26 protein-coding genes are annotated in these 26,560 nt (G+C 56.1%); 15 read left to right on the forward strand and 11 right to left on the reverse strand.

Features of this window, described 5'->3' with window-relative positions:
- The first annotated feature begins 13 nt into the window (after nt 1-13).
- Nucleotides 14-739 (forward strand): phosphate signaling complex protein PhoU, encoded by a 726-nt coding sequence (phoU, locus tag ACMWLG_RS10335; RefSeq protein ID WP_008500182.1) that lies wholly within the window; start codon nt 14-16, stop codon nt 737-739.
- A 94-nt stretch (nt 740-833) separates the two neighbouring features.
- Here phoU and yieH read toward each other — a convergent pair whose 3' ends face one another.
- The gene (gene yieH, locus ACMWLG_RS10340; protein ID WP_023309796.1) at nt 834-1,499 is read right to left on the reverse strand and encodes a 6-phosphogluconate phosphatase; all 666 of its coding nucleotides are present in this window, start codon (nt 1,497-1,499) and stop codon (nt 834-836) included.
- A gap of 164 nt (nt 1,500-1,663) precedes the next feature.
- Between yieH and adeP the strand changes: the two genes are divergently transcribed.
- Nucleotides 1,664-3,001: an adenine permease AdeP gene (gene adeP, locus ACMWLG_RS10345; protein WP_023309797.1), complete on the forward strand. Its 1,338-nt coding sequence runs from the start codon at nt 1,664-1,666 to the stop codon at nt 2,999-3,001.
- A 91-nt stretch (nt 3,002-3,092) separates the two neighbouring features.
- Here adeP and ACMWLG_RS10350 read toward each other — a convergent pair whose 3' ends face one another.
- The 9 genes from ACMWLG_RS10350 to rpmH all read right to left on the reverse strand — a co-directional run bounded on the left by ACMWLG_RS10350 (nt 3,093) and on the right by rpmH (nt 10,612).
- Nucleotides 3,093-3,659 (reverse strand): NADPH-dependent FMN reductase, encoded by a 567-nt coding sequence (locus ACMWLG_RS10350; RefSeq protein WP_023309798.1) that lies wholly within the window; start codon nt 3,657-3,659, stop codon nt 3,093-3,095.
- Between the two features lie 36 nt (nt 3,660-3,695).
- The gene (locus tag ACMWLG_RS10355) at nt 3,696-4,442 is read right to left on the reverse strand and encodes a 4'-phosphopantetheinyl transferase family protein (protein WP_023309799.1); all 747 of its coding nucleotides are present in this window, start codon (nt 4,440-4,442) and stop codon (nt 3,696-3,698) included.
- Between the two features lie 122 nt (nt 4,443-4,564).
- Nucleotides 4,565-5,539: an HTH-type transcriptional regulator YidZ gene (yidZ, locus tag ACMWLG_RS10360; protein ID WP_414762986.1), complete on the reverse strand. Its 975-nt coding sequence runs from the start codon at nt 5,537-5,539 to the stop codon at nt 4,565-4,567.
- On the reverse strand, nt 5,535-6,680 hold the full coding sequence (locus ACMWLG_RS10365) for an MFS transporter (protein WP_414762982.1): 1,146 nt from the start codon (nt 6,678-6,680) through the stop codon (nt 5,535-5,537). The genes yidZ and ACMWLG_RS10365 overlap by 5 nt, the downstream gene beginning before the upstream one ends.
- A gap of 111 nt (nt 6,681-6,791) precedes the next feature.
- The gene (gene mnmE / locus ACMWLG_RS10370) at nt 6,792-8,156 is read right to left on the reverse strand and encodes a tRNA uridine-5-carboxymethylaminomethyl(34) synthesis GTPase MnmE (protein ID WP_021242672.1); all 1,365 of its coding nucleotides are present in this window, start codon (nt 8,154-8,156) and stop codon (nt 6,792-6,794) included.
- Nucleotides 8,157-8,228: 72 nt separating this feature from the next.
- The gene (gene yidC, locus ACMWLG_RS10375; RefSeq protein ID WP_045400466.1) at nt 8,229-9,872 is read right to left on the reverse strand and encodes a membrane protein insertase YidC; all 1,644 of its coding nucleotides are present in this window, start codon (nt 9,870-9,872) and stop codon (nt 8,229-8,231) included.
- A 2-nt stretch (nt 9,873-9,874) separates the two neighbouring features.
- On the reverse strand, nt 9,875-10,132 hold the full coding sequence (yidD, locus tag ACMWLG_RS10380; protein ID WP_001307474.1) for a membrane protein insertion efficiency factor YidD: 258 nt from the start codon (nt 10,130-10,132) through the stop codon (nt 9,875-9,877).
- Entirely contained in the window at nt 10,096-10,455 is a 360-nt protein-coding gene (gene rnpA, locus ACMWLG_RS10385) for a ribonuclease P protein component (RefSeq protein ID WP_032640303.1), read from the reverse strand. The genes yidD and rnpA overlap by 37 nt, the downstream gene beginning before the upstream one ends.
- A 16-nt stretch (nt 10,456-10,471) precedes the next feature.
- Nucleotides 10,472-10,612 (reverse strand): 50S ribosomal protein L34, encoded by a 141-nt coding sequence (gene rpmH / locus ACMWLG_RS10390; RefSeq protein WP_000831330.1) that lies wholly within the window; start codon nt 10,610-10,612, stop codon nt 10,472-10,474.
- A gap of 599 nt (nt 10,613-11,211) precedes the next feature.
- Between rpmH and dnaA the strand changes: the two genes are divergently transcribed.
- From dnaA to ACMWLG_RS10420, 6 genes are all read left to right on the forward strand, one after another.
- Nucleotides 11,212-12,606 carry a chromosomal replication initiator protein DnaA gene (gene dnaA / locus ACMWLG_RS10395; RefSeq protein ID WP_010426558.1) on the forward strand — a complete coding sequence of 465 codons (1,395 nt, stop codon included), beginning with the start codon at nt 11,212-11,214 and terminating at the stop codon, nt 12,604-12,606.
- A gap of 4 nt (nt 12,607-12,610) precedes the next feature.
- Entirely contained in the window at nt 12,611-13,711 is a 1,101-nt protein-coding gene (gene dnaN, locus ACMWLG_RS10400) for a DNA polymerase III subunit beta (protein WP_023309804.1), read from the forward strand.
- Nucleotides 13,711-14,784, forward strand: a complete 1,074-nt coding sequence (gene recF, locus ACMWLG_RS10405; protein WP_023309805.1) for a DNA replication/repair protein RecF — start codon at nt 13,711-13,713, stop codon at nt 14,782-14,784. The genes dnaN and recF overlap by 1 nt, the downstream gene beginning before the upstream one ends.
- A 28-nt stretch (nt 14,785-14,812) precedes the next feature.
- A complete protein-coding gene (gene gyrB / locus ACMWLG_RS10410) occupies nt 14,813-17,224 on the forward strand; it encodes a DNA topoisomerase (ATP-hydrolyzing) subunit B (protein WP_045400464.1) in 2,412 nt (803 codons plus the stop codon).
- A gap of 244 nt (nt 17,225-17,468) precedes the next feature.
- Nucleotides 17,469-18,173: a hypothetical protein gene (locus ACMWLG_RS10415; RefSeq protein WP_045400462.1), complete on the forward strand. Its 705-nt coding sequence runs from the start codon at nt 17,469-17,471 to the stop codon at nt 18,171-18,173.
- A gap of 2 nt (nt 18,174-18,175) precedes the next feature.
- Nucleotides 18,176-18,577 (forward strand): hypothetical protein, encoded by a 402-nt coding sequence (locus ACMWLG_RS10420; protein ID WP_045400460.1) that lies wholly within the window; start codon nt 18,176-18,178, stop codon nt 18,575-18,577.
- Nucleotides 18,578-18,586: 9 nt separating this feature from the next.
- On the opposite strand, the gene ACMWLG_RS10425 is transcribed toward ACMWLG_RS10420, so the two are convergent.
- Entirely contained in the window at nt 18,587-19,522 is a 936-nt protein-coding gene (locus ACMWLG_RS10425) for a LysR family transcriptional regulator (protein ID WP_045400457.1), read from the reverse strand.
- 110 nt (nt 19,523-19,632) lie between these two features.
- On the opposite strand from ACMWLG_RS10425, the gene ACMWLG_RS10430 reads away from it, so the two are divergent.
- From ACMWLG_RS10430 to ACMWLG_RS10460, 7 genes are all read left to right on the forward strand, one after another.
- On the forward strand, nt 19,633-20,658 hold the full coding sequence (locus ACMWLG_RS10430) for a zinc-dependent alcohol dehydrogenase family protein (protein ID WP_045400455.1): 1,026 nt from the start codon (nt 19,633-19,635) through the stop codon (nt 20,656-20,658).
- A 115-nt stretch (nt 20,659-20,773) separates the two neighbouring features.
- A complete protein-coding gene (gene yidA, locus ACMWLG_RS10435) occupies nt 20,774-21,586 on the forward strand; it encodes a sugar-phosphatase (RefSeq protein WP_023309809.1) in 813 nt (270 codons plus the stop codon).
- A gap of 226 nt (nt 21,587-21,812) precedes the next feature.
- Nucleotides 21,813-22,502: a D-galactonate utilization transcriptional regulator DgoR gene (gene dgoR / locus ACMWLG_RS10440; RefSeq protein WP_003861109.1), complete on the forward strand. Its 690-nt coding sequence runs from the start codon at nt 21,813-21,815 to the stop codon at nt 22,500-22,502.
- Nucleotides 22,499-23,377 (forward strand): 2-dehydro-3-deoxygalactonokinase, encoded by an 879-nt coding sequence (locus tag ACMWLG_RS10445; RefSeq protein ID WP_045400453.1) that lies wholly within the window; start codon nt 22,499-22,501, stop codon nt 23,375-23,377. Before dgoR ends, ACMWLG_RS10445 begins: the two co-directional genes overlap by 4 nt.
- A complete protein-coding gene (locus tag ACMWLG_RS10450; RefSeq protein ID WP_045400451.1) occupies nt 23,361-23,978 on the forward strand; it encodes a 2-dehydro-3-deoxy-6-phosphogalactonate aldolase in 618 nt (205 codons plus the stop codon). Before ACMWLG_RS10445 ends, ACMWLG_RS10450 begins: the two co-directional genes overlap by 17 nt.
- Entirely contained in the window at nt 23,975-25,123 is a 1,149-nt protein-coding gene (gene dgoD / locus ACMWLG_RS10455) for a galactonate dehydratase (protein ID WP_045400449.1), read from the forward strand. The genes ACMWLG_RS10450 and dgoD overlap by 4 nt, the downstream gene beginning before the upstream one ends.
- A gap of 78 nt (nt 25,124-25,201) precedes the next feature.
- Complete coding sequence (locus tag ACMWLG_RS10460) at nt 25,202-26,539, forward strand: MFS transporter (protein WP_080298643.1); 1,338 nt, start codon at nt 25,202-25,204, stop codon at nt 26,537-26,539.
- Nucleotides 26,540-26,560 lie beyond the last annotated feature (21 nt).

Raw genomic sequence — 26,560 nt, forward strand, 5'->3', positions numbered from 1 at the left:
ATGTGGAGAAACCATGGACAACCTCAATCTTAATAAACACATTTCCGGCCAGTTCAACGCAGAGCTGGAAAGCATTCGCACCCAGGTAATGACCATGGGCGGCATGGTCGAGCAGCAGCTTTCTGATGCGATTACTGCAATGCACAATCAGGACAGCGAGCTGGCGAAGCGCGTCATTGAAGGCGACAAAAACGTCAACATGATGGAAGTCGCTATCGACGAGGCCTGCGTGCGCATTATCGCGAAACGCCAGCCGACGGCGAGCGATCTGCGTCTGGTGATGGCAATCATCAAGACCATCGCCGAGCTGGAGCGTATTGGTGACGTTGCGGATAAAATCTGCCGCACCGCGCTGGAGAAATTCTCTCAGCAGCACCAGCCCCTGCTGGTGAGCCTGGAGTCGCTGGGCCGCCACACCGTGCAGATGCTGCACGACGTGCTGGATGCCTTTGCGCGTATGGATCTGGACGAAGCGGTGCGTATCTACCGTGAAGACAAGAAGGTCGACCAGGAGTATGAAGGCATCGTGCGTCAGCTGATGACCTACATGATGGAAGATTCCCGTACGATCCCAAGCGTACTGACCGCCCTGTTCTGCGCGCGCTCTATTGAGCGTATCGGCGACCGCTGCCAGAATATTTGCGAATACATCTTCTACTTCGTGAAAGGTCAGGACTTCCGTCACGTGGGCGGCGACGAGCTGGACAAACTGCTGGCGGGTAAAGATCCGAAAGAGTGATTTTACCCTCACCCTAACCCTCTCCCACAGGGAGAGAGGACAATTCGGTTTTCTCCCTCTCCCCTGGGGAGAGGGTCGGGATGAGGGGGAAAACTCAGCGAGTAATATTCCACCCGCGTGCCTTCCACAGCGCTGGCAACTGCGCCAGATCGGTAAAGGTCGTCACGTTCGGATGATCGATCGGCTTGTTGTGCGGGTCGGCGCAGAAGTAAAACACCTCCATCCCCGCATCAATCCCTGACTGCGCGCCCGCAGACGAGTCATCCACCAGAATGCAGTTCTCTACGTTGACGTTCATTGCTTTTGCCGCATGAAACATCAGCGCCGGGTCTGGCTTCCAGCGCTGGATATCGTAGCCGCTGAACAGTTTTTCCGGGAAATGGTGCAACATCTCAAGCTTGCCCAGCGAATGCTGCATTTTGCTGACCGGGCCGTTAGAGACGACGCAGACAGGCACCGTCATCGCATCCAGCAGCGCGTTTGCGCCCGGAATGACCTCCAGCTCCGAATCAAACAGGCGTGCGACCTCGGCGCGGTACACCGGTTCCAGATCGGCTTTCGCCAGATCCACACCGTGTTCCCGGTTAATGATGTCGATGATCTCGTAGAGCTTCACGCCCTTAAAGCGTTTAAACACCTCTTCGAGCTCCAGCGTAATGCCAAATTCCTTGAACATAGTGACATACGCGCGGGAACAAATGACCTCACTGTCGACCAGCGTACCGTCGCAGTCGAAAAATACCGCTTCAATTCCGGACATGCCTTTCCCTTTTAACAAGTTTAACGTTTACGTACGGCAGTTCGCCGGGACGCAATCGTTGCCGTATAAGCAAAATCAATGAAAAAAGTATCACGTAACCGCCACTATTGTCGCATTTTGGTATAGGATAGCGACGAATTTTCCCTCCTTGTTCGGAATTGATGATGAGTCAACAACACACTACCCAGACGTCTGGTCAGGGTCTGCTTGAGCGCGTTTTTAAACTGCGCGAGCACGGCACAACGGCACGCACCGAAGTGATCGCTGGTTTCACCACCTTCCTGACGATGGTCTATATCGTTTTTGTGAACCCTCAAATTCTGGGCGTTGCTGGCATGGATACCAGCGCCGTCTTTGTAACCACCTGCCTGATTGCGGCCCTTGGCAGCATTCTGATGGGTGTGTTCGCTAACCTGCCGGTTGCGCTGGCACCGGCGATGGGCCTGAATGCGTTCTTCGCATTCGTGGTTGTTCAGGCGATGGGGCTGCCGTGGCAGGTTGGCATGGGCGCCATCTTCTGGGGCGCGGTTGGCCTGCTGCTGCTGACCATTTTCCGCGTGCGTTACTGGATGATTGCAAACATTCCCGTGAGTCTGCGCGTGGGCATCACCAGCGGTATCGGTCTGTTCATCGGGATGATGGGGCTGAAAAACGCCGGCGTTATCGTGGCGAACCCGGATACGCTGGTGAGCATCGGTCACCTGACCTCTCATAACGTGCTGCTGGGCGTGCTGGGCTTCTTTATCATCGCGATCCTGGCTTCCCGCAATATTCACGCGGCGGTGCTGGTCTCCATCGTGGTCACCACCCTGCTGGGCTGGATGCTGGGCGACGTTCACTATAACGGTATTGTCTCCGCGCCACCGAGCGTCTCTACCGTGATTGGTCATGTCGATCTGGCGGGTTCCCTGAACCTGGGCCTGGCGGGCGTGATTTTCTCCTTCATGCTGGTCAACCTGTTTGACTCCTCCGGCACGCTGATTGGCGTGACCGACAAAGCGGGCCTGGCGGATGAAAAAGGCAAATTCCCGCGCATGAAGCAGGCGCTGTTTGTGGACAGCGTCTCCTCTGTGACCGGTGCTTTTATCGGAACCTCGTCCGTTACCGCGTACATTGAATCGTCTTCCGGCGTGTCCGTGGGAGGCCGTACCGGCCTGACGGCGGTGGTCGTGGGTATTCTGTTCCTGCTGGTGATCTTCCTCTCTCCGCTGGCGGGTATGGTTCCACCGTATGCGGCAGCCGGCGCGCTGATCTATGTGGGGGTGCTGATGACCTCCAGCCTGTCTCGCGTGAAGTGGGATGATTTAACCGAAGCGGTGCCGGCGTTTATTACCGCCGTGATGATGCCGTTCAGCTTCTCGATTACCGAAGGTATCGCGCTGGGCTTTATCTCTTACTGCGTAATGAAGATCGGTACCGGCCGCTTCCGCGACCTCAGCCCGTGCGTCATCGTTGTGGCGCTGCTGTTTGTGCTGAAGATTGTGTTTATTGATGCCAAATAAACAGCAAGCCCTTTTCGAAGAAAAGGGCTTTAGTGTTTGCACCCTCTCCCGTGGGAGAGGGCTGGGGTGAGGGCATCAGGCCGCAATAAGCTTACGCCTTCACCCGCTTAATATAATCCCCAAACGCCGTCAGCTGGCCAGACAGATGATCGCGCGTGCTCTGATCCACCACTTCACCCGTTTGCGGGTCGACCTTGTTCTGAATCACACCACCCATAAATTCCGGCTTGTTCATGACCATCGCATCCAGGAATACCAGGATCTGGCGCAGATGATACTGGCAGCGCGCGCCGCCAATCGCGCCCATTGAGCTGGTCTGGATCAGCACCGGCTTACCTGCCAGCGGCTGCTCAGGTAAACGGGACAGCCAGTCGATGGCATTCTTCAGACCACCCGGAACCGAATAGTTATACTCCGGCGTGACGATGACCACGCCGTCAGCCTGGCGGATCTGCTCTGCCAGCGCCTCAACGCTCTGCGGAAAACCCTCTTCCTGCTGTACGTCAGCGTCATACAGCGGAATATCGCCAATAGACGGCAGGGCGCTAATTTCCATTCCTGCCGGTGCCAGCTGTGGCAGCGTGCGGGCAACCATCCCGTTAAATGAACCTTTGCGCAGGCTTCCCAGTAACGTAACTACTTTCAACGTATCAGACATGATTACTCCTGTTTCATCATGATGACCCTGATCGGATCAGCTAAGGGTGAATGCTTTTTCTGCCGGTAAACTGGTTAAACGCATCAGGCGTGCGGCGGGCTCGTTGGCGCGCTCGGGCACATCAGGAAGGCTACGCCATCCCTGTTGGCTGTCAAATTCCCAGATTTTCATGCGTTCGATGGCGGGGGTAACCGCAATGGACCAAATGAGCACATCCTCTGCGTCGCTGAGCGCCTCTACCAGCGTGGCCTGAGTGGCGCGCAGACGTCCGGAGCCTGGAAGCAGTTGCAGCATGCTGGCGTCGTCTGAGGCGCATCCACAGAGCTTGCGAATGCTCTGGCGCAGGGTAATGAGCTGGGCTCGGGCTTCGACAGGATCGTTCTGGTTGCGTACCCACAGCTTCTCATTGCTGGAGAGCGGATAGTCTTCATGCGCATTACCGCCATGGAAGCTGCGCGTCGCGCGCTGAAGTTCCATATCCAGCCCACAATCCCCTTCGGTGGTCAGCGCGACGCCAATGATATTGCCCGCGTAGGCAATCGAAAAACGAGGGAGATCCGGGTCGGCAAAGACCGGGCGGCCTTCGGGTTGGGTAATGATGTCCGGCAGCTCGCTGGTGCCGTACAGCATAAACAGCAGTTCTGCGAGAAGCGCTCTGGACGCTAAAAACCGCGTTCTGCGGTGTTCCGGGAGAGTGAGAGCTTCACTGTGACAGGCTGAAGAAATTCTTGCCGATACGAGACGTCCTTCCGTAAGTATCCCTCTTGCAAAGTGCGTAGCCATTTTTCGCTCCTTGATAATGGTCGTAATCGGTTAAACGGTTACATGATTATCGCTTAACTTGACTCCTGTTTTAATCAGTAAATGGGAGTAAGAGAAGCCTCAGGACCGAACTTTACATTTTCTTAGGCAAAAATTGGATCGCTGGCACCGTACAGCGCCTTGATGGTTTCCCGCAGCCAGAGGATTTTCGGATTATGGCTGTTCCGTTTATGCCAGATCAGCGTGAAGGGAACGGTAAGCTTTTCAGCCTGCGCTTCGTCAATGGGAATGGGCAGCGCGATCAGCTTCCGCTGGTGGAGTTGATTGTAGTGATGGCAGTAGTGCGGAGCCGTGGCGATATAGTTGTGACCGGGCTGCGCTGCCATAAACATCGACTGCTCAAAGCCCGGCACGCTCATGGCAATGTTTCTCTCCCGACCCATCTCCTTTAGCACTTCGTCCAGTGCCCAGGTGTCGCTGCGTTCCCAGAAGATGCTGATGTGCGGGTAGCGCAGGAAGGTCTCAAGATTCCATTCGTCCTGTAGCGCGGGGTGATCCTCACGCAGATACACGCACGGACGGTCGCTGAACAGGATCTCATAGTCGATGAACCACGGCATTAGCTTCAGCAATTCACGCGATCGCGGGTGCGTTTCGCGTCCGGTGAATCCCAGATCCACCTCTCCACGCGTAATGGCGTCCAGCGAGTCATAATCCCAGTGACGCATCTTCACCGTAGCCTGCGGATAGCGCTGGTTCACCTGCTCCAGCAGGGCGTTAAAGCGGATCAGCATCAACGGCGTTTCGGCGGCCAGCACGAACGTTAGCCCGCCCGGGGAATCATGGTGGAATTTATCGAGGATCTGGTTGCCGATTTGCATCCAGTCAGCCAAATCCTGCTCGAGGCTTACCGTCAGCGGGGTCGGCAGCAGCCCCAACGGCGTTTTGACAAACAGCGGGTCGTCAAACCAGTCACGCAGCTTGGCCAGCGATTTACTCACCGCAGACGGCGTCACGTTCATCCGCTTCGCCGCTTTGGTGACGCTGCGCTCCTGCAGCAAAAGCTGCAGGCACAGCAACAGGTTAAGATCGAGACTGCTGATGGGCTTCTTCCTAATGCGCCGCGGGCTGGATGACCATAAGTAAGGTGATGCACAGTATGCTACAGCCAATCAGAACCCCGATCAGCATATTCAGCGCGTTAAGCCCGATGACCGCCGCCAGCCAAATCCACAGCGACGAGCCGCAGACCTGCGCAATTCCCAGCACCGAGCTTGCCACGCCTGCCCGCAGCGAGAAGGGGCCAAGCGCCTGGCTCATCGCCACGCCAAAGCCAACCGAGAACCCGGCACAAATAAGGGTAATACCCGCCAGCATCACCGCATGCGAGCTGGTGGTTGCCAGGATCGCGCCAGCCGTGAGGAATAAAACCTGTGAGGTCAGCATCAACGCACGCTGGCTAAAAACATTTAGCGCAAACGGGGTAGAGAACGAGACCGCCATACTGACCATGGCGGTTAATGCCATCACCGTTGAATACTCACCCCGATCGAAGCCCATGGTTTCCATCAGTAAAACCGGGGAAACGTTTACATAGGTCAGGATCACCGCCACGCTTAACGTGGTCACGGTCAGACGACTGAGGAAAAAGCGGTTAAGCAGCTTCTCGGCTGGGTGAATGGTTGCGGTATGACCGGTATTCTGCGAGCCCGGGTGGGTCTCTTTCAGCACGGCGATAGACAGGATAAACACCAGCGCGCCCATCGCCGCCATGGTCCAGAACAGGCTCTGCCACGGGAATTTCAGCATGATCAGATATCCCACGACCGGGGCCAGCACCGGGATAATGCAGGTAATACCGTTCAGCATCGAAAGCACCTTAGCGCGACGCTGGGCGCTTAAGGTATCGCGCAAAATGGCAAACGCGACGACGTAGCAGCCACCGGCGCCAATGCCCTGGATAAACCGTCCGGCCAGGAACAAGGTGCTGCTTTGCGCCTGTGAGCAGAGAAGAGAGGCCAGGGCAAAAATGATGGCGCCGCTTATCGCGACGGGTTGACGGCCTGCCTTATCCGCGATCTTCCCGGCAAAGACCATAGACGACGCCATCCCCGCGAGGTAGGCCGAAAACGCGATGTGCAGCTGCGCTTCGCTGGCGCCCAGATCGCGGGCGATGTGCGGCAATCCCACCAGATACATATCAATGCCGGACGGATAAAGCAGAACTAAAGCGAAACTACAAAACAGAAAACGCGCCATAAACCCCCCATAGATGCAGGCATGCAGGATAGGGGGTGAAAAGGGATTAGGCGAGTTGCCATTTGGACAATGGTGATTTCCCTGGAGGAAATCACCATCAGCGATCGGGCCTTACTTACCGATACAGAAGCTCGAGAAAATCCGTCCCAGCAGATCGTCCGACGTAAACTCCCCGGTGATCTCGCTCAGATTCTGCTGCGCCAGACGCAGCTCTTCCGCCAGCAGTTCACCCGCCCACGCGCCGATCAGCTGCGCTTTACCCTGAACAAGGTGGTTTGCCGCCTCTTCCAGCGCCTGCAGGTGACGACGACGCGCCAGGAAGCCGCCTTCCATGCTGGTATCAAAGCCCATGCTCTGCTTGAGATGGTTACGCAGGTCGTCAACGCCTTCACCGGTACGCGCCGACAGGCGAATCAGTGAGTGACCATTCACATCGCTGATGCCCAGCGTTTCGCCGGTGACGTCCGCTTTGTTACGCACCACGGTGATGGGCAGTTTAGCCGGCAGACGGGCGATAAAGTCTGGCCAGATCTCAGCCGGGTCAACGGCGTCGGTCGTGGTGCCGTCCACCATAAACAGCACGCGGTCGGCCTGCTCGATCTCCTGCCAGGCACGTTCGATACCGATGCGCTCAACCTCGTCGCTGGCATCGCGCAGGCCGGCGGTGTCGATGATGTGCAGCGGCATGCCGTCGATGTGGATGTGCTCGCGCAGCACGTCGCGAGTGGTGCCGGCAATGTCGGTTACGATTGCCGCTTCACGGCCCGCCAGGGCGTTCAGCAGGCTTGATTTCCCGGCGTTAGGGCGTCCGGCAATCACCACCTTCATCCCTTCGCGCAGCAGGCTGCCCTGGCGCGCTTCGGCGCGAACGGCGTCGAGATCGGCCATCACCTGGTTGAGCTGCGCTTCGATTTTACCGTCAGAGAGGAAGTCGATCTCCTCATCCGGGAAGTCGATAGCCGCTTCCACGTAGATCCTGAGGTGAGTAAGTGCTTCCACAAGGTGATTTACGCGGGCGGAGAATGCCCCCTGCAGCGAGTTCAGGGCGGAGCGGGCCGCCTGTTCAGAACTGGCGTCGATCAGGTCTGCAATCGCTTCTGCCTGCGCCAGGTCGAGCTTGTCGTTGAGGAAGGCACGCTCGGAGAACTCGCCCGGCTTCGCAATGCGCAGGCCAGGCAGGGTCAGGATACGTTTTAACAGCAGGTCGAGGATAACCGGGCCGCCGTGGCCCTGCAGCTCCAGCACGTCTTCGCCGGTGAAAGAGTTCGGGCCGGGGAACCACAGCGCAATGCCCTGGTCCAGCGGCGTGCCGTCGGTATCTTTAAACGGCAGGTAATCAGCGTAGCGCGGCTTTGGCAGTTTACCCAGCACCGCTTCGGCCACCTCGCGCGCCTTCAGGCCGGAGATACGCAGAATGCCTACACCACCGCGTCCCGGTGGGGTTGCCTGGGCGACGATAGTGTCGTTATGGCTCATGGTTGGTCTCGTTCAATACAAATAAAAAAGGCGGTCAATCGACCGCCCTTATTTTAGCGTTAACTTACCGAATCAGGACTTTTTCTTTTCGCGGCTATGCAGGCCACGTTTTTCCAGACCACGGTAAATCAGCTGCTGCTGGATGATGGTCACCAGGTTGCTGACGATATAGTACAGCACCAGACCTGACGGGAACCACAGGAAGAACACGGTGAAGATGACCGGCATAAAGGTCATAATCTTCTGCTGCATCGGGTCGGTCACGGTGGTCGGCGACATCTTCTGGATGAAGAACATCGTCACGCCCATCAGGATCGGCAGGATGTAGTACGGGTCCTGTGCGGACAGGTCATGGATCCACAGTGCGAACGGCGCGTGGCGCAGCTCAACGGAACCCATCAGCATGTAGTACAGCGCAAGGAAGATTGGCATCTGAATCAGCAGCGGGAAGCAACCACCCAGTGGGTTTACTTTCTCTGCTTTGTACAGGGCCATCATTTCCTGGCTCTGACGCTGTTTGTCATCCCCCAGACGCTCACGCATAGCCTGAATCTTCGGCTGCAGCATACGCATCTTCGCCATGGAGGTGTACTGCGCTTTAGTCAGCGGGTACATGATGCCACGAACGATGAAGGTAATAACGATGATGGAGAAGCCCCAGTTACCCAGGAAGCTGTGGATGAACTTCAGCAGCTTAAACAGCGGCTGAGAGATGAACCACAACCAACCGTAATCAACGGTCAGATCCAGGTGCGGCGCAACAGCGGCCATTTTGTCCTGAATTTCCGGGCCGACCCACAGGGTGCTTGCCATCTTACCGGTTTGACCCGGCTGAACCAGAACCGGCTGAGATTTGTAGCCGATGGCTGCAAGACCGTTGCCCAGGTTCGCGGTATAGAAGTTATTCGTACCGTCGTTGTTTGGGATCCAGGCCGTAGCGAAATACTGTTGCAGCATCGCAACCCAACCGCCTTTGGAACTAACGTTCAGGTTTTCGTTATCGGCAATGGTGTCGAATTTGTATTTCTCATACTTCGCGTCTGGCGTGGAGTACGCCGCGCCACGGAAGGTATGCAGCGCAAAGTTGCTGCTTCCGGTGTCACGGTGAGACGGCAGATTGATGGACTGCTTCAGCTGGCCAAAGGTAGACAGTTCCAGCGGTTTCGCACTGGCGTTCTGTACGCTGTAGCCCACGTTCACCGCATATTCACCGCGCTTCAGGGTGAAGGTTTTAGTGAAGGTGTTGCCTGCGGCGTCGGTATACGTCATCGGGATCGCGAGTTCGTTCTGACCATCAGCCAGCACAAAGGTGTCGCTCTCGACGGTATACAGTGGACGCGCACCGTTAGCCGGGTTATCCGGGCCATCACGACCGGTCAGGCCGCTCTGCGCCTGGTAGATAAACTCAGGCGTGGTTTCCAGTAACTGGAACGGTTCGTTAGACTTCAGCTCTTTCGGGTAGGTCAACAGCAGCGCCTGCTCAACATCACCACCACGGGTGTTGATTGTCAGCTCAAGCACATCGGTCTTAACCGTAATCTGTTTCCCCTGGCCACTGGCCGGTACGCCCTGGTCGGCGGCGCTACCCGCTGCGGTGGTCGTAGTCTGCGTGGTCTGCTGCTGGGGTTGAGGATTTTTATCCTGCTCCCATGCCTGCCAGATCATGAAAGACACGAACAACAAAGCGATGATAAGAAGATTGCGTTGCGAATCCATCGTTAGTGTTCTCTGGTATCAAAGGGTCCTGGAGGGACGGGGTCGTCTCCACCGGGGTGTAAAGGGTGGCATTTTAATACGCGTTTCACCGTCAACCAACTGCCTTTTATCACTCCAAACCTGCGCAATGCCTCAATTCCGTAGCTTGAGCATGTTGGTGTGAAACGGCAGTGCGGCCCGAGTAGCGGACTAATCAGGCGTTGATAGACCCGAATGAGGGCTATCAGGACCCGTGAGCCAGGCGACAGTGGCGGCGCCATAATTTTTCCAACGCTTCCGAGAGAGCACGGTTATCGAGGTCGGCAACCCCTTTCTTCGCCACCACCACGAAATCCATTGAAGGCAGTTCGTGCTGACGTAAACGGAAGCTTTCACGCGTCAGACGTTTAATCCGATTGCGTTCATGCGCACGCTTAACATTTTTCTTGGCGACTGTGAGACCGATGCGGGGATGCCCCAGCGAATTTTGGCGGCCGAGGATGGTGATTTGCGGCGTGCCAGCCCGTAGTGGCTGCTGGAAGACGAAAGTGAAATGAGCGGGAGTTAACAAACGTAACTCCCTGGGAAATGCTAGCTTAACCACTCAGGGGTTAGCTTTATTACTTGGAAACGGTCAGACGAGCGCGGCCTTTAGCACGACGACGTGCCAGAACCTGACGACCATTTTTAGTAGCCATACGAGCACGGAAGCCGTGAGAACGGTTGCGCTTCAGTACAGACGGTTGAAAAGTGCGTTTCATGGCGATTTCTACCTAAACTTGAATAAATTCACTGACTTTTGCGTATACCCGAACGAGTTTCGAACGACTAACGCCTCAGCGTGGGTGATTAAAGAGGCCGGATTGTAATAATTGTACACTCCGGAGTCAATTCTCTTTCCTTATTTCCCGCGTATTTCCGCACGTTTTCGCGTGGAAAATGAGCAACGGACGACGCAGGAAGATGAGCATCACGCGCCGGGTCGAGGATTATACGGCCTCGCCAACAAAGCGCAAGGATCGTCCCGGATCTTCGTTAGATCATTTAAGCAATAAATTGTCTGTGCTCATTAATTTTTCCAATATGCGGACTAAATCGTGGGGCACTGGCGCCAGGATCGTTTACACTTATCCGGTTCCGGATCTTCCTGTGGATAAATCGGGAAGAATCTGTGAGAAACAGAAGATCTCTGGCTCAGTTTAGGCTATGATCCGCGGTCCCGATCGGGATCCCAGGATCCTGGTCAGGATAAATTGCAGATAGCAATTCGCACGTCCCCCTTTACACAGGGTCATGTCGATGTGCGCCAACAATCATGAATATTCAATAGTTTTCTTTTATTGTTCGAGTGGAGTCCGCCGTGTCACTTTCGCTTTGGCAGCAGTGTCTTGCCCGATTGCAGGATGAGTTACCAGCCACAGAATTCAGTATGTGGATCCGCCCGTTGCAGGCGGAACTGAGCGATAACACGCTGGCTTTGTATGCGCCAAACCGTTTTGTGCTCGATTGGGTAAGGGACAAGTACCTTAATAACATCAATGGACTGCTGAACGATTTCTGCGGGTCTGATGCCCCGCAGCTGCGCTTTGAAGTGGGTACAAAGCCGGTTACCCAAACCGTTCGTGAAACCGTGAACGTAGCAGCACCTGCTCAGGCCGCGCCTGCTCCGGCCCCTCGCGTCGCACCCGCTCGTCAGGGCTGGGATAATGTCCCCGCACCGGCTGAGCCAACCTACCGCTCTAACGTTAACGTGAAACACACGTTCGATAACTTCGTTGAAGGTAAGTCGAACCAGCTGGCGCGCGCGGCGGCTCGTCAGGTTGCTGATAACCCTGGTGGGGCCTACAACCCGCTGTTCCTTTATGGCGGTACGGGTCTGGGTAAAACGCACTTGCTGCATGCGGTGGGTAACGGCATTATGGCGCGCAAGCCCAATGCCAAAGTGGTGTATATGCACTCCGAACGCTTCGTTCAGGACATGGTAAAAGCCCTGCAAAACAATGCGATCGAAGAGTTTAAACGCTACTATCGTTCTGTTGACGCGCTGCTCATCGATGACATCCAGTTCTTTGCCAATAAAGAACGATCGCAGGAAGAGTTTTTCCACACCTTTAATGCCCTGCTGGAAGGCAATCAGCAGATCATTTTGACCTCGGATCGTTACCCAAAAGAGATCAACGGCGTTGAAGATCGTCTGAAATCCCGCTTCGGCTGGGGCCTGACGGTGGCGATCGAGCCACCGGAGCTGGAAACCCGCGTCGCGATCCTGATGAAGAAAGCCGATGAAAACGACATTCGCCTGCCGGGCGAAGTGGCGTTCTTCATTGCCAAGCGTCTGCGCTCCAACGTGCGTGAGCTGGAAGGGGCGCTGAACCGCGTTATCGCCAATGCCAACTTCACCGGTCGTGCGATCACCATCGATTTTGTGCGTGAAGCGCTGCGAGATTTGCTGGCATTGCAGGAAAAACTGGTCACTATCGACAATATTCAAAAGACGGTGGCTGAGTACTACAAGATCAAAGTGGCAGATTTACTGTCTAAACGTCGTTCCCGCTCGGTGGCGCGTCCGCGTCAGATGGCGATGGCGCTGGCTAAGGAGTTAACCAACCACAGTCTGCCGGAAATCGGGGATGCGTTTGGTGGCCGTGACCATACGACCGTGCTGCACGCTTGTCGCAAGATTGAGCAGTTACGCGAAGAAAGCCACGACATAAAAGAAGATTTTTCCAATCTAATCAGAACATTATCATCGTGACGCTATGAAATTTACCGTTGAACGTGAACATTTATTAAAACCGCTGCAACAGGTGAGTGGCCCATTAGGTGGCCGCCCAACGCTGCCTATTCTCGGAAACCTGCTGCTTCAGGTCGCGGACGGTACGCTGTCGCTGACCGGTACAGATCTGGAAATGGAAATGATCGCGCGCGTTACGCTGACGCAGCCGCACGACGCGGGCGCGACCACGGTTCCGGCACGTAAATTCTTTGATATCTGCCGCGGGCTGCCGGAAGGCGCTGAAATCGCCGTGCAGCTGGAAGGCGACCGTATGCTGGTGCGCTCTGGCCGCAGCCGTTTCTCGCTCTCCACGCTGCCTGCTGCGGACTTCCCGAACCTGGACGACTGGCAGAGCGAAGTTGAATTCACCCTGCCGCAGGCGACGATGAAGCGTCTGATTGAAGCCACGCAGTTCTCCATGGCGCATCAGGACGTCCGTTACTACTTAAACGGCATGCTGTTCGAAACCGAAGGTGAAGAGCTGCGTACCGTAGCCACCGACGGCCACCGTCTGGCGGTCTGTTCTATGCCGATTGGCGACGCGCTGCCAAACCATTCGGTGATCGTGCCGCGTAAAGGGGTGATTGAGCTGATGCGTATGCTCGACGGCGGCGACACGCCGCTGCGCGTGCAGATCGGCAGCAACAATATCCGCGCACACGTGGGCGATTTTGTCTTCACTTCGAAGCTGGTTGACGGTCGTTTCCCTGATTATCGCCGCGTATTGCCGAAGAATCCGGACAAAACGCTGGAAGCAGGCTGCGACAGCCTCAAGCAGGCCTTTGCCCGTGCGGCCATTCTCTCAAACGAGAAATTCCGCGGCGTGCGCCTGTACGTGAGTGAAAACCAGATCAAAATCACCGCTAACAACCCGGAGCAGGAAGAGGCAGAAGAAATTCTGGACGTCACCTACGCCGGAACCGAGATGGAAATCGGCTTTAACGTCAGCTACGTGCTGGATGTGCTGAATGCGCTGAAGTGCGAGAACGTGCGCATTCTGCTGACCGACTCCGTTTCAAGCGTACAGATTGAAGATGCCGCATCACAGTCGGCTGCTTATGTTGTCATGCCAATGAGACTGTAATGTCGCTCACCCGTCTGTTGATCCGCGACTTTCGCAATATCGAAAGCGCGGATCTCGCTTTATCCCCTGGCTTTAACTTCCTGGTTGGCGCAAACGGCAGCGGCAAAACCAGCGTGCTTGAGGCCATCTATACGCTCGGCCACGGTCGGGCGTTTCGCAGTTTGCAGATTGGTCGCGTCATTCGCCACGAGCAGGAATCCTTTGTCCTGCACGGGCGTTTGCAGGGGGCGGAGCGGGAAACCGCCATCGGCCTGACCAAAGACAAGCAGGGCGACAGCAAGGTGCGCATCGACGGCACCGACGGCCATAAAGTGGCGGAGCTGGCGCTGCTGATGCCAATGCAGCTGATTACGCCGGAGGGGTTTACTTTACTCAACGGCGGCCCCAAATACAGAAGAGCATTCCTCGACTGGGGATGCTTTCACAACGAAGCCGGTTTCTTTAACGCCTGGAGCAACCTGAAGCGTCTGCTCAAGCAGCGTAACGCTGCACTGCGCCAGGTTACCCGTTACGCCCAGCTGCGTCCGTGGGACATGGAGTTAATCCCTCTCGCGGAACAAATCAGCAACTGGCGTGCCGAATACAGCGCAGGTATCGCCGAAGATATGGCCGACACCTGCAAACAGTTTTTACCTGAATTCTCTCTCACCTTCTCCTTCCAGCGCGGCTGGGAGAAAGAGACGGATTATGCCGAGGTGTTAGAGAGAAGCTTCGAGCGCGACCGCATGTTGACCTACACCGCGCACGGCCCGCACAAGGCGGATTTCCGCATTCGTGCCGACGGTGCACCGGTGGAAGACACGCTGTCGCGCGGGCAGCTCAAGCTCCTGATGTGTGCGCTGCGCCTGGCACAGGGAGAGTTTCTCACCCGCGAGAGCGGAAGACGCTGCCTGTACCTGATAGATGATTTTGCCTCGGAACTTGATGACGCGCGGCGCGGGCTGCTTGCCAGCCGCTTAAAAGCCACGCAGTCGCAGGTTTTCGTCAGCGCCATTAGCGCTGAACACGTTATAGACATGTCGGACGAAAATTCGAAGATGTTTACCGTGGAAAAGGGTAAAATAACGGATTAACCCAAGTTGAAATGAGCGAGAAACGTTGATGTCGAATTCTTATGACTCCTCCAGTATCAAAGTCCTGAAAGGGCTGGATGCGGTGCGTAAGCGCCCGGGTATGTATATCGGCGACACGGATGACGGCACCGGTCTGCACCACATGGTATTCGAGGTGGTAGATAACGCTATCGACGAAGCGCTCGCGGGTCACTGTAAAGACATCGTGGTCACCATCCATGCGGATAACTCCGTCTCCGTCACCGATGATGGTCGTGGCATCCCAACCGGTATTCACCCGGAAGAGGGCGTCTCTGCCGCGGAAGTGATCATGACCGTGCTGCACGCAGGCGGTAAGTTCGACGATAACTCCTATAAAGTTTCCGGCGGCCTGCACGGCGTAGGCGTCTCCGTGGTTAACGCCCTGTCGCAGAAGCTGGAGCTGGTTATCCAGCGCGAAGGCAAGATCCACCGTCAGCTCTATACGCACGGCGTGCCGCAGGCACCGCTGGCCGTTACTGGCGATACCGACAAAACCGGTACCATGGTGCGTTTCTGGCCGAGCCTCGAAACCTTCACCAACGTCACCGAATTCGAGTACGACATCCTGGCGAAACGCCTGCGTGAACTGTCGTTCCTGAACTCCGGCGTCTCTATTCGCCTGCGCGACAAGCGTGACGGCAAAGAAGACCACTTCCACTACGAAGGCGGTATCAAGGCGTTCGTTGAGTATCTGAACAAGAACAAAACGCCTATTCACCCGAATATCTTCTATTTCTCCACCGAAAAAGACGGTATCGGCGTGGAAGTGGCGCTGCAGTGGAACGACGGTTTCCAGGAAAATATTTACTGCTTCACCAACAACATTCCACAGCGTGACGGCGGTACGCACCTTGCAGGCTTCCGTGCGGCGATGACCCGTACCCTAAACGCCTACATGGACAAAGAAGGCTACAGCAAGAAAGCGAAAGTCAGCGCTACCGGTGATGACGCCCGTGAAGGCCTGATTGCCGTTGTCTCCGTGAAGGTGCCGGATCCGAAGTTCTCCTCACAGACCAAAGACAAGCTGGTCTCTTCCGAGGTGAAATCGGCGGTTGAACAGCAGATGAACGAACTGCTGAGCGAATACCTGCTGGAAAACCCGTCCGACGCGAAAATCGTGGTGGGTAAAATTATCGATGCGGCGCGTGCCCGTGAAGCGGCGCGTAAAGCCCGTGAAATGACCCGTCGTAAAGGCGCGCTGGACTTAGCAGGCCTGCCGGGCAAACTGGCTGACTGCCAGGAACGCGACCCGGCGCTGTCCGAACTGTACCTCGTGGAAGGGGACTCCGCGGGCGGTTCTGCGAAGCAGGGCCGTAACCGTAAGAACCAGGCTATCCTGCCGCTGAAGGGTAAAATCCTCAACGTTGAGAAGGCGCGCTTCGACAAGATGCTCTCTTCTCAGGAAGTGGCGACGCTCATTACCGCGCTGGGCTGCGGCATCGGCCGTGATGAGTACAACCCGGACAAACTGCGCTACCACAGCATCATCATCATGACCGATGCGGACGTCGACGGCTCGCACATTCGTACGCTGCTGTTGACCTTCTTCTATCGTCAGATGCCTGAAATCGTTGAGCGTGGCCACGTCTACATTGCACAGCCGCCGCTGTACAAGGTGAAGAAAGGCAAGCAGGAACAGTACATTAAAGACGACGAAGCGATGGATCAGTACCAAATCGCAATCGCCCTTGATGGCGCAACCCTGCATGCGAACTCGCACGCCCCTGCACTGGCCGGCGAGCCGCTGGAGCGTCTGGTGTCCGAGTTCAACGCGACGCAGAAAATGATCACGCGTATGGAACGCCGCTATCCGAAAACGCTGCTGAAGGAGCTGGTTTATCAGCCAACCCTGACCGAAGCCGATCTGAGCGACGAGCAGACCGTAACCCGCTGGGTGAACGCCCTGGTGACCGATCTCAACGAGAAAGAGCAGCACGGCAGCATGTGGAAATGCGATATCCAGCAGAACGCCGATAAGCAGTTCGAGCCTATTATTCGCGTGCGTACCCACGGCGTTGACACCGACTACCCGCTGGAACATGAGTTTGTGACCGGTCCGGAATACCGTCGTATCTGTACGCTCGGCGAGACGCTGCGCGGCCTGATCGAAGACGATGCGTTCATCGAACGTGGCGAACGTCGTCAGCCGGTAACCAGCTTCGAGCAGGCGCTGGACTGGCTGGTGAAAGAGTCTCGTCGTGGTCTTGCGATCCAGCGTTATAAAGGTCTGGGTGAAATGAACCCGGAGCAGCTGTGGGAAACTACCATGGATCCGGAAAGCCGCCGCATGCTGCGCGTCACCGTTAAAGATGCGATTGCTGCAGACCAGCTGTTCACGACCCTGATGGGCGATGCGGTTGAACCACGTCGTGCCTTCATCGAAGAGAACGCCCTGAAAGCGGCAAATATCGATATTTAACGGTTGTTATTGTGGGGTCTCATTTCAAATGAAATGACATCTCATAAAGAATGCAGTCGGTTAAGAACAAAAAGAGAGGGGCACGATGTCCCTCTCTTTTTTTGCTTAAATTGGTGTATCAATAGAACAAAGTCGATCTCATTGGCATAACCCTCTACCAGGAGAATATATCCCGAACATACCCTGACGAAGAGTATGGTGGTCTGTTAGAGTTGAAATCGTTACGGAAAAAGGAATACACCGAATGAGCAGCAGGAGCGATATTATCGGGGCCGATGAATGGCAGGTAACGACCCGCAGTGGCCTCATCTACAGTGAGGTCCTCGGTTGGATTGACCTGGGGCATGCCAGGGGCGAAGATATTTCCCTGCTTCTGGCTGATTTCAGCAGCGGCGAAGCCAGTGGCAGACCTTATTACACGATTGCATACAATCAGAGAATGAATATCGGGAAAGGACTTGCCGGAACGGGTAAGTTTGTTCGCTGGGAAATAAAACGTGGGCGCTCGATGTCAGAAATTAACAGCATTGCCCTGGCCATGATGATGGATACCGCGAGAAATTTTGAAAATTACCAGTCTCGCGCTTTTTTCAGCTGGTACACCGATAGCGGGTTCAGCGGAGAAGACCTGGTGTCGGATCTGCTCGGTTTTTACAGGGCGCTGATTCCTTCGGATTACCGGGCTCAGTTGAGGCCTGTCAGCCGTGAAAGCGCACTACGCCGCTGGGATCATTACGGACCGATCGGTAATTTCAAGAACCGGGGTTTTCTTCCACTGATGTTTCCCGACCCTGATGACCTAAATATCCGGCATGAACCCTATAAAGGCTCGCTTCCCCGCTTTATGAAGTGGGTAACGCCGTTTGATAACTTCAGTTCAGACATTGTTCGTATTCTTAACGATAACGGCACATATCATTCCTTCTTTACCCACTCAGGACGACGTTGAGCATGAAAAAGTTAGCCATATTCTCAGGGCTGACCATCGTGATTGTCACGGTCATATACCTCCTTTTGCCGTATGAGCCTGAGATGACATACCGTGAATCAGATAGGGTTCGCTATCATCTTTACACCCCAGAATCGATTAAGCAGGTACCACGCCTTTCACCGGATTATACCTTCAGCCACTCTGCTGCAAATGGACAGCCGGAAACCGCTGGCGTGTGCTTTAGCGGGGTATCTGATACCGCTGCACTTAAACAATACCTTGTTTCGCGTGGCTATTCCTTTGCGAGAAAAGCTCCCGCCGGGGAGTTGTGGACGTCAGAACGTAGCCGGGATGTGTACTTCACTGTTATAAGCAGATTTTCGCCTGGTAAGCAGGTTTGCCTGTATGAATCAGATCGTTAACCTGTGCTTTTAGCGCGGCTTTGTTGTGGGAGCAGGCATATCCAGCGACATCACGGACGGTAAACGGCTCGCCAGAGTATCTATCGCTATTCTTACCCTCAGCGGCAGATGCGGCGTCTGCTGCCACACGGCATGAACGTTGAAATGCACATCCGGTGCCTGCTTTAAGAGCGGGACGAGTTTACCCTGGTGAATATCTTTGACGACCATCCAGCAGGGCAGCCATGCAATGCCGTGTCCGGCCAGCGCAGCGTCGCAGATCGCCTGCAAATCATCCATATTGAGCGACGATCGGGGCGTAAAGGTGTGCGACTTTCCTTCGTTATCCATCAGCTGCCAGGACAACACTCTGCCTGCGCTCAAATAGTTAATGGCCGTATGCAGGGATAAATCATTAACGCTTTGTGGCTGGCCTTTCTTCAGCAGATACTCCGGCGCGGCGCACAGCACCATGCGGTGTTCTCCCAGCTTTCTGGCGACCAGCACGCTGCTGTCCTGAAGCGTGCCGTTACGCACCGCCATATCAAACCCTTCCTCGACCAGATCCACTACGCGGTCGCTGAATGACATTTCCAGCTCAAGCCCGGGATGTTCCTGAGCCAGCGCTATCAGCAGCGGGGCGACACACTGGCGACCAAACAGCACCGGCATGGAAATGCGCAGGCGACCGCTGACCTGCTGTTTCCCCGTCTCAAGCAGCGATTCCGCACTCCGAATCTCCTCCAGCGCGCGCAGGCAGCGTTCATAAAAAAGGGCGCCGTTATCGGTCAGACTCTGGCTGCGGGTGGTGCGCTGAAAAAGACGTACCCCCAGCCGTTGTTCAAGGCGAGCGATGCTTTTTCCGACCGCCGAGCGTGACAAATGCAGACGAATAGCGGCCTGCGCAAAACTTCCCGCCTCAACGGCGGCCACAAAAACAGGAATATCCTTCAGCGTATCGGTCATGGATTGTATCTTTTATGGCGTCAATAAAGAGAAAACTTATCGCCACTGGCGACCTTTAGTCAACGGTAGACTGTCAGGACTAAAGCTCATCTGATGGCAGGAGAAATAAAATGACAGAGACAATGCAACGCTGGTCCATGGATGCCCTCGGGCGCGAGAACCTCAAGCTGACTCAGGCACCCGTTCCACAGCCAGGTCCGGGTGAAGTGCGCGTGCGCGTAAATGCCGTTGCGCTTAACTATCGCGATAAAATGGTTGTTGAAGGCACAATGCCGATCCCGCTTTCCTTCCCGTTTACCCCGGCATCTGACATGGCGGGCGTGGTGGACAGCATTGGTGAAGGCGTCACGCGCTTCCAGCCCGGCGCGCGCGTCATCTCAACCTTCTTCCCGGAGTGGATCGACGGTAAGCCGCAGGCGGACGCGCGCAATCTGCCCTATAAAACGTCCGGCGGCTATTTCCAAGGCATGCTGGCCGAGTATGTGATTGTGAAGGAAGATGCGCTGGTGGCCTCCCCGGAGACCCTGGATGACGCCGAGGCCAGCACCTTACCTTGCGCAGGGCTTACCGCCTGGTTTGCGCTGGTGGAACGCGGCCAGCTGCGCGCCGGGCAATCGGTGCTGGTGCAGGGCACGGGCGGCGTGGCGATATTCGCCCTGCAAATCGCAAAAGCGCACGGGGCTGAGGTTTTTGTCACCTCGGGGAGTGATGAAAAGCTGGCGCTGGCCAAAAAGCTGGGAGCCAGCCAGGGCATCAACCGTCTGAAAGGCGACTGGGCGGAAAATACGCTGGCGATCACGCAGGATCGCGGCATCGACCATATTATTGAAACCGTAGGCGGAGAGAACCTGAAGCATTCCCTGCGCGCCGTTGCCGTTCACGGACGTATCTCCGTCATTGGCGTGCTGGCCGGGACGGAGATTACGCTCTCTGCTGGCGAACTGCTGCTGAAATCACCCGTCATTCAGGGGATTGGCGTGGGGCACCGCCGGGCGCTGGAAGATTTTGTCCGCGCAGTTGACGTCACGGGGCTGAAGCCGGTGATAGAGCATCGCTACCGTTTTAACGAGCTTGAACAGGCGTTTGAACACCTCGATCGCGGCGCGTTCGGTAAAATAGTTCTCACCCGCGAGTAAGCCTTCGTTCCCCGGAATCAGCGTAAAAGGGGCATTCCTGTTGCGCAATATAGCTCTATTTTTGTGTGCTTAATCGCGTTAGCATGAGGCAGCACTCATTTATTCCGGGGAACTCATGGCTATCAAACTCATTGCAATTGACATGGACGGCACGCTGCTGCTGCCAGACCACACCATTTCTCCAGCCGTTAAAAACGCGATCGCCGCGGCGCGCGCAAAGGGCGTGAATGTGGTCCTGACCACGGGGCGTCCGTATGCGGGCGTACACAGCTATCTGAAAGAGCTGCACATGAATCAGCCGGGCGACTACTGCATCACCTATAACGGCGCGCTGGTGCAGAAAGCCGCTGACGGCAGTACGGTTGCGCAAACCGCGCTGAGCTACGATGACTATCTGTTCCTGGAAAAACTGTCCCGTGAAGTGGGTTCCCACTTCCACGCGCTCGATCGCAATACGCTCTATACCGCCAACCGCGATATCAGCTACTACACGGTACATGAATCCTACGTTGCGACCATTCCGCTGGTGTTCTGTGAAGCGGAGAAAATGGACCCGGCGACGCAGTTCCTGAAAGTAATGATGATCGACGAGCCGGAGATCCTGGATAAAGCGATTGCGCGCATTCCGGCGGAGGTAAAAGAGAAGTACACCGTGCTGAAAAGTGCGCCGTACTTCCTCGAAATCCTCGATAAACGCGTCAATAAAGGCACCGGTGTCAAATCACTGGCCGATGCGCTGGGCATTAAACAGGAAGAGATCATGGCGCTGGGCGACCAGGAAAATGACATCGCGATGATCGAATTCGCCGGTATGGGCGTGGCGATGGATAACGCCATTCCATCCGTGAAAGAAGTGGCCAACTTCGTGACAAAATCCAACCTGGAAGACGGCGTTGCTTACGCGATCGAGAAGTTTGTGCTGCAGTAACGCTTATTTTTAATCATCAGCCTCGGTTATCAACCGGGGCTTTTTTTTGCGCTGAATTTATTGAATTGTTCTTTTTGTGATCTTGATTGTAGTACAACATTAAATGATTGTACTACATTACGGCCATGACAAAGACGAACTCCCTCACGTTTGTACTGCAAAAGTGAGGTGAAATTCAGCGGTCGCGGTAAAGTAGTGATGGACATACAGAGCACAAGGACTCTCCATGACACTCAATAAAACCGATCGCATCGTCATCACGCTGGGCACCCAGATTGTGGGTGGCAAATACGTTCCCGGTTCGCCGCTGCCGGCAGAGGCCGAACTGTGTGAGGAGTTTGAAACCTCGCGCAACATCATCCGGGAAGTATTCCGCTCGCTGATGGCGAAGCGGCTGATTGAAATGAAGCGCTATCGCGGCGCGTTTGTTGCCCCGCGTAACCAGTGGAACTACCTCGATACCGACGTGCTGCAGTGGGTGCTGGAAAACGACTACGACCCGCGGCTTATCGGCGCGATGAGCGAAGTCCGAAACCTGGTTGAACCGGCCATCGCCCGCTGGGCGGCGGAACGCGCAACTTCCGGCGATTTGGCCCAGATCGAGTCGGCTTTAAACGACATGATCGCCAATAACCAGAACCGGGAGGCGTTTAACGAGGCAGATATTCGCTACCACGAGGCGGTGCTGCAGTCGGTGCATAACCCGGTATTACAGCAGCTTAGCGTAGCGATCAGCTCGCTACAGCGAGCAGTATTTGAACGTACCTGGATGGGCGATGAGGCCAACATGCCGAAAACGCTCCAGGAACATAAAGCGCTGTTCGATGCGATAAGGCATCAGGACGGCGATGCGGCAGAGCAGGCGGCACTTACCATGATTGCCAGCTCGACACGAAGGCTGAAGGAAATCACATGACATCTCGCTACATCGCAATTGACTGGGGATCGACCAATCTGCGCGCCTGGCTGTATCAGGGCGAGCAGTGCCTGGAAAGCAGGCAATCAGAAGCAGGCGTGACGCGCCTGAATGGTAAATCCCCCGAGGCGGTGTTAGCAGAGGTCACACAACGCTGGCGCGACAGCGCCACGCCGGTAGTGATGGCGGGTATGGTAGGCAGCAATGTAGGCTGGAAAGTTGCGCCTTATCTGCCGGTTCCCGCCCATTTCTCCGCGATTGGCGAGCAGTTAACGTCCGTTGGCGACAATATCTGGATTATTCCCGGCTTGTGCGTTTCTCGCGACGACAACCACAACGTGATGCGCGGCGAAGAGACGCAGCTGCTTGGCGCGCGCGCGCTTTCTCCTTCTTCTGTCTACGTCATGCCCGGAACGCACTGCAAGTGGGTCCAGGCTGACGCTGAGCAAATCCACGACTTTCGCACCGTGATGACCGGCGAGCTGCACTATTTGCTGCTCAACCATTCGCTGGTTGGGGCCGGTTTACCTGAGCAGGAAGCCTCGGCAGAGGCGTTTGCTGCCGGGCTTGAACGTGGGATCGCTTCTCCTGATGTCTTGCCGCACCTTTTTGAGGTTCGCGCCTCGCACGTGCTGGGAAATCTCCCGCGCGAGCAGGTCAGCGAGTTTCTTTCCGGCCTGCTGATTGGCGCTGAGGTTGCCAGCATGCGTGATTTCATCGCGCACGAGCAGGCCATCACCATTGTCGCAGGCGCATCGCTGACGTCGCGCTACGAGCAGGCGTTTCGCGCCGTGGGGCGTGATGTTTTAACGATATCCGGCGACACGGCATTTCAGGCAGGAATAAGGAGCATCGCTCATGCAGTGGCAAACTGATCTTCCCCTTATCGCGATTTTGCGCGGCATCACGCCCGATGAGGCGTTAGCCCACGTCGGCGCGGTTATTGACGCCGGGTTCGACGTGGTGGAAATCCCGCTTAACTCTCCGGAGTGGGAAAAAAGCATTCCGGCCGTGGTGAAGGCCTTTGGTGATAAGGCGCTGATTGGCGCAGGCACCGTGTTACAGCCTGAGCAGGTGGATCGGCTGGCGGAAATGGGCTGCAGGCTTATCGTCACGCCCAACATTCAGCCAGAGGTGATCCGCCGCGCGGTAGGTTACGGCATGACCGTCTGCCCGGGCTGCGCCACCGCCACGGAGGCCTTTACTGCTCTCGAAGCAGGCGCACAGTCGCTCAAAATTTTCCCGTCATCGGCTTTTGGTCCGGACTACATCAAAGCGCTGAAAGCGGTATTGCCCGCCAGCGTGCCGATCTTTGCCGTAGGCGGCGTAACGCCAGAAAACCTGGGCCAGTGGATGAGCGCTGGCTGTGTGGGCGCGGGGCTGGGCAGCGATCTTTATCGTGCCGGACAGTCCGTGGAGCGTACCGCACAGCAGGCGGCAGCATTTGTGAAAGCGTATCGAGAGGCAGTGAAATGAAAATAACCAAACTCACCACGTACCGTTTACCCCCGCGCTGGATGTTCCTGAAAATCGAAACCGATGAAGGGGTTGTGGGCTGGGGCGAACCGGTGATTGAAGGGCGGGCGCGTACCGTAGAAGCGGCGGTGCACGAGCTGGGTGAATACCTGATTGGTCAGGATCCGGCGCGCATTAACGACCTTTGGCAGATGATGTACCGCGCGGGCTTCTACCGCGGGGGGCCGATCCTGATGAGCGCCATCGCCGGCATCGACCAGGCGCTGTGGGATATCAAAGGCAAAGTGCTGAACGCGCCGGTCTGGCAATTGATGGGCGGCCTGGTGCGCGACAAAATCAAAGCCTACAGCTGGGTCGGCGGTGACCGTCCTGCGGAAGTGATTGATGGCATCACGCAGCTGCGCAACATCGGCTTCGACACTTTCAAGCTCAACGGCTGCGAAGAGATGGGCATTATCGACAACTCGCGCGCGGTAGACCGGGCGGTGAACACCGTGGCGCAAATCCGTGAAGCCTTCGGCAACGAGATTGAGTTTGGCCTGGATTTCCACGGCCGCGTCAGCGCGCCGATGGCCAAAGTTCTGATCAAAGAGCTGGAGCCGTATCGTCCGCTGTTTATTGAAGAGCCGGTGCTGGCCGAGCAGGCCGAGTACTACCCGAAACTGGCTGAACAGACCCATATTCCCATCGCGGCGGGCGAACGTATGTTCTCGCGCTTCGAGTTCAAACGCGTGCTTGAAGCGGGCGGCATTGCCATCCTGCAGCCGGACCTCTCTCACGCGGGCGGCATAACTGAATGCTACAAAATTGCCGGGATGGCAGAGGCTTACGATGTGGCATTGGCACCGCACTGCCCGCTAGGCCCGATCGCGCTGGCTGCCTGTTTGCACGTCGACTTTGTCTCCCGGAATGCGGTGTTCCAGGAACAGAGCATGGGGATTCACTATAACAAGGGCGCGGAACTGCTCGATTTTGTGAAAAATAAAGAAGACTTCTGCATGGAAGGCGGTTTCTTTAAACCGTTAACGAAGCCGGGCCTTGGCGTAGAAATTGACGAAGCCAAAGTCATTGAGCTGAGTAAAAATGCGCCAGACTGGCGTAACCCGCTGTGGCGTCATGAGGACGGCAGCGTAGCGGAATGGTAATCGCCATCCCGTAGACCCGATAAGCCTCCGGGCAAAAATCATACATACAAAAATATAACCCTCTGTAAATTACAGGGCATGGTGAGCGGCTTCGCTATGCCCAAAATCTGGAGACAGATTGCGATGGATATTCCAGTTACCGCTACAAAAACCGGGCGTCGCCGCTACCTGACGCTGATTATGATCTTTATTACCGTGGTCATTTGCTATGTAGACCGCGCCAACCTTGCCGTGGCATCGGCCCATATCCAGGAAGAGTTTGGCATCACCAAAGCGGAAATGGGCTACGTCTTTTCGGCGTTTGCCTGGCTGTATACTTTATGTCAGATCCCGGGCGGCTGGTTCCTTGACCGCGTGGGTTCACGTCTGACCTATTTCATTGCCATTTTCGGCTGGTCAGTGGCGACCCTGTTCCAGGGCTTCGCGACCGGGCTGATGTCGCTGATTGGCCTGCGCGCCATCACCGGGGTGTTCGAAGCGCCCGCGTTTCCGACCAACAACCGTATGGTGACTAGCTGGTTCCCGGAACACGAGCGCGCGTCCGCCGTTGGCTTTTACACCTCCGGGCAGTTTGTCGGCCTGGCGTTCCTGACGCCGCTGCTGATCTGGATCCAGGAGCTGCTGAGCTGGCACTGGGTATTCATCGTCACGGGTGGGATTGGCATTATCTGGTCGCTGATCTGGTTCAAGGTTTACCAGCCGCCGCGTCTGACCAAAAGCATCACCAAAGCCGAGCTGGACTACATCCGCGACGGCGGTGGCCTGGTGGACGGCGATGCGCCGGTGAAAAAAGAGGCGCGCCAGCCGCTGACCAAAGCGGACTGGAAGCTGGTCTTCCATCGTAAGCTGGTGGGTGTTTATCTGGGCCAGTTCGCGGTGACCTCCACGCTGTGGTTCTTCCTCACCTGGTTCCCGAACTACCTGACCCAGGAGAAGGGGATCGCGGCGCTGCAGGCGGGCTTTATGACCACCGTGCCGTTTCTCGCAGCATTCTTCGGCGTGCTGCTCTCCGGCTGGCTGGCCGATAAGCTGGTGAAAAAAGGCTACTCGCTGGGCGTGGCGCGTAAAACGCCGATCATCTGCGGCTTGCTGATCTCAACCTGCATCATGGGTGCCAACTACACCAACGATCCGGTGTGGATTATGACCCTGATGGCGGTGGCGTTCTTCGGTAACGGTTTCGCCTCTATCACCTGGTCGCTGGTGTCGTCCCTTGCGCCGATGCGGCTGATTGGCCTGACCGGCGGCGTGTTCAACTTTGTCGGCGGGCTGGGCGGGATCACCGTACCGCTGGTCATCGGCTACCTGGCGCAGGACTACGGCTTCGGCCCGGCGCTGGTCTATATTTCTGCCGTGGCGCTGATCGGGGCACTCTCCTACATCCTGCTGGTGGGCGACGTGAAACGAGTAGGCTAATCTCTGCGGATGTTTTACCCT

The sequence above is a fragment of the Enterobacter sp. 01-M-02-SI-ECC genome (assembly GCF_047530595.1).
GTDB lineage: Bacteria > Pseudomonadota > Gammaproteobacteria > Enterobacterales > Enterobacteriaceae > Enterobacter > Enterobacter cloacae_M.

Bases quoted from the DNA above. Each gene is read 5' to 3' on its own strand.
- phoU (WP_008500182.1), top strand. From the start codon at position 14: ATGGACAACCTCAATCTTAATAAACACATTTCCGGCCAGTTCAACGCA.
- yieH (WP_023309796.1), bottom strand. From the start codon at position 1,499: ATGTCCGGAATTGAAGCGGTATTTTTCGACTGCGACGGTACGCTGGTC.
- adeP (WP_023309797.1), top strand. From the start codon at position 1,664: ATGAGTCAACAACACACTACCCAGACGTCTGGTCAGGGTCTGCTTGAG.
- ACMWLG_RS10350 (WP_023309798.1), bottom strand. From the start codon at position 3,659: ATGTCTGATACGTTGAAAGTAGTTACGTTACTGGGAAGCCTGCGCAAA.
- ACMWLG_RS10355 (WP_023309799.1), bottom strand. From the start codon at position 4,442: ATGGCTACGCACTTTGCAAGAGGGATACTTACGGAAGGACGTCTCGTA.
- ACMWLG_RS10365 (WP_414762982.1), bottom strand. From the start codon at position 6,680: ATGGCGCGTTTTCTGTTTTGTAGTTTCGCTTTAGTTCTGCTTTATCCG.
- mnmE (WP_021242672.1), bottom strand. From the start codon at position 8,156: ATGAGCCATAACGACACTATCGTCGCCCAGGCAACCCCACCGGGACGC.
- yidC (WP_045400466.1), bottom strand. From the start codon at position 9,872: ATGGATTCGCAACGCAATCTTCTTATCATCGCTTTGTTGTTCGTGTCT.
- yidD (WP_001307474.1), bottom strand. From the start codon at position 10,132: ATGGCGCCGCCACTGTCGCCTGGCTCACGGGTCCTGATAGCCCTCATT.
- rpmH (WP_000831330.1), bottom strand. From the start codon at position 10,612: ATGAAACGCACTTTTCAACCGTCTGTACTGAAGCGCAACCGTTCTCAC.
- dnaN (WP_023309804.1), top strand. From the start codon at position 12,611: ATGAAATTTACCGTTGAACGTGAACATTTATTAAAACCGCTGCAACAG.
- recF (WP_023309805.1), top strand. From the start codon at position 13,711: ATGTCGCTCACCCGTCTGTTGATCCGCGACTTTCGCAATATCGAAAGC.
- gyrB (WP_045400464.1), top strand. From the start codon at position 14,813: ATGTCGAATTCTTATGACTCCTCCAGTATCAAAGTCCTGAAAGGGCTG.
- ACMWLG_RS10415 (WP_045400462.1), top strand. From the start codon at position 17,469: ATGAGCAGCAGGAGCGATATTATCGGGGCCGATGAATGGCAGGTAACG.
- ACMWLG_RS10420 (WP_045400460.1), top strand. From the start codon at position 18,176: ATGAAAAAGTTAGCCATATTCTCAGGGCTGACCATCGTGATTGTCACG.
- ACMWLG_RS10425 (WP_045400457.1), bottom strand. From the start codon at position 19,522: ATGACCGATACGCTGAAGGATATTCCTGTTTTTGTGGCCGCCGTTGAG.
- ACMWLG_RS10430 (WP_045400455.1), top strand. From the start codon at position 19,633: ATGACAGAGACAATGCAACGCTGGTCCATGGATGCCCTCGGGCGCGAG.
- yidA (WP_023309809.1), top strand. From the start codon at position 20,774: ATGGCTATCAAACTCATTGCAATTGACATGGACGGCACGCTGCTGCTG.
- dgoR (WP_003861109.1), top strand. From the start codon at position 21,813: ATGACACTCAATAAAACCGATCGCATCGTCATCACGCTGGGCACCCAG.
- ACMWLG_RS10445 (WP_045400453.1), top strand. From the start codon at position 22,499: ATGACATCTCGCTACATCGCAATTGACTGGGGATCGACCAATCTGCGC.
- ACMWLG_RS10450 (WP_045400451.1), top strand. From the start codon at position 23,361: ATGCAGTGGCAAACTGATCTTCCCCTTATCGCGATTTTGCGCGGCATC.
- dgoD (WP_045400449.1), top strand. From the start codon at position 23,975: ATGAAAATAACCAAACTCACCACGTACCGTTTACCCCCGCGCTGGATG.
- ACMWLG_RS10460 (WP_080298643.1), top strand. From the start codon at position 25,202: ATGGTGAGCGGCTTCGCTATGCCCAAAATCTGGAGACAGATTGCGATG.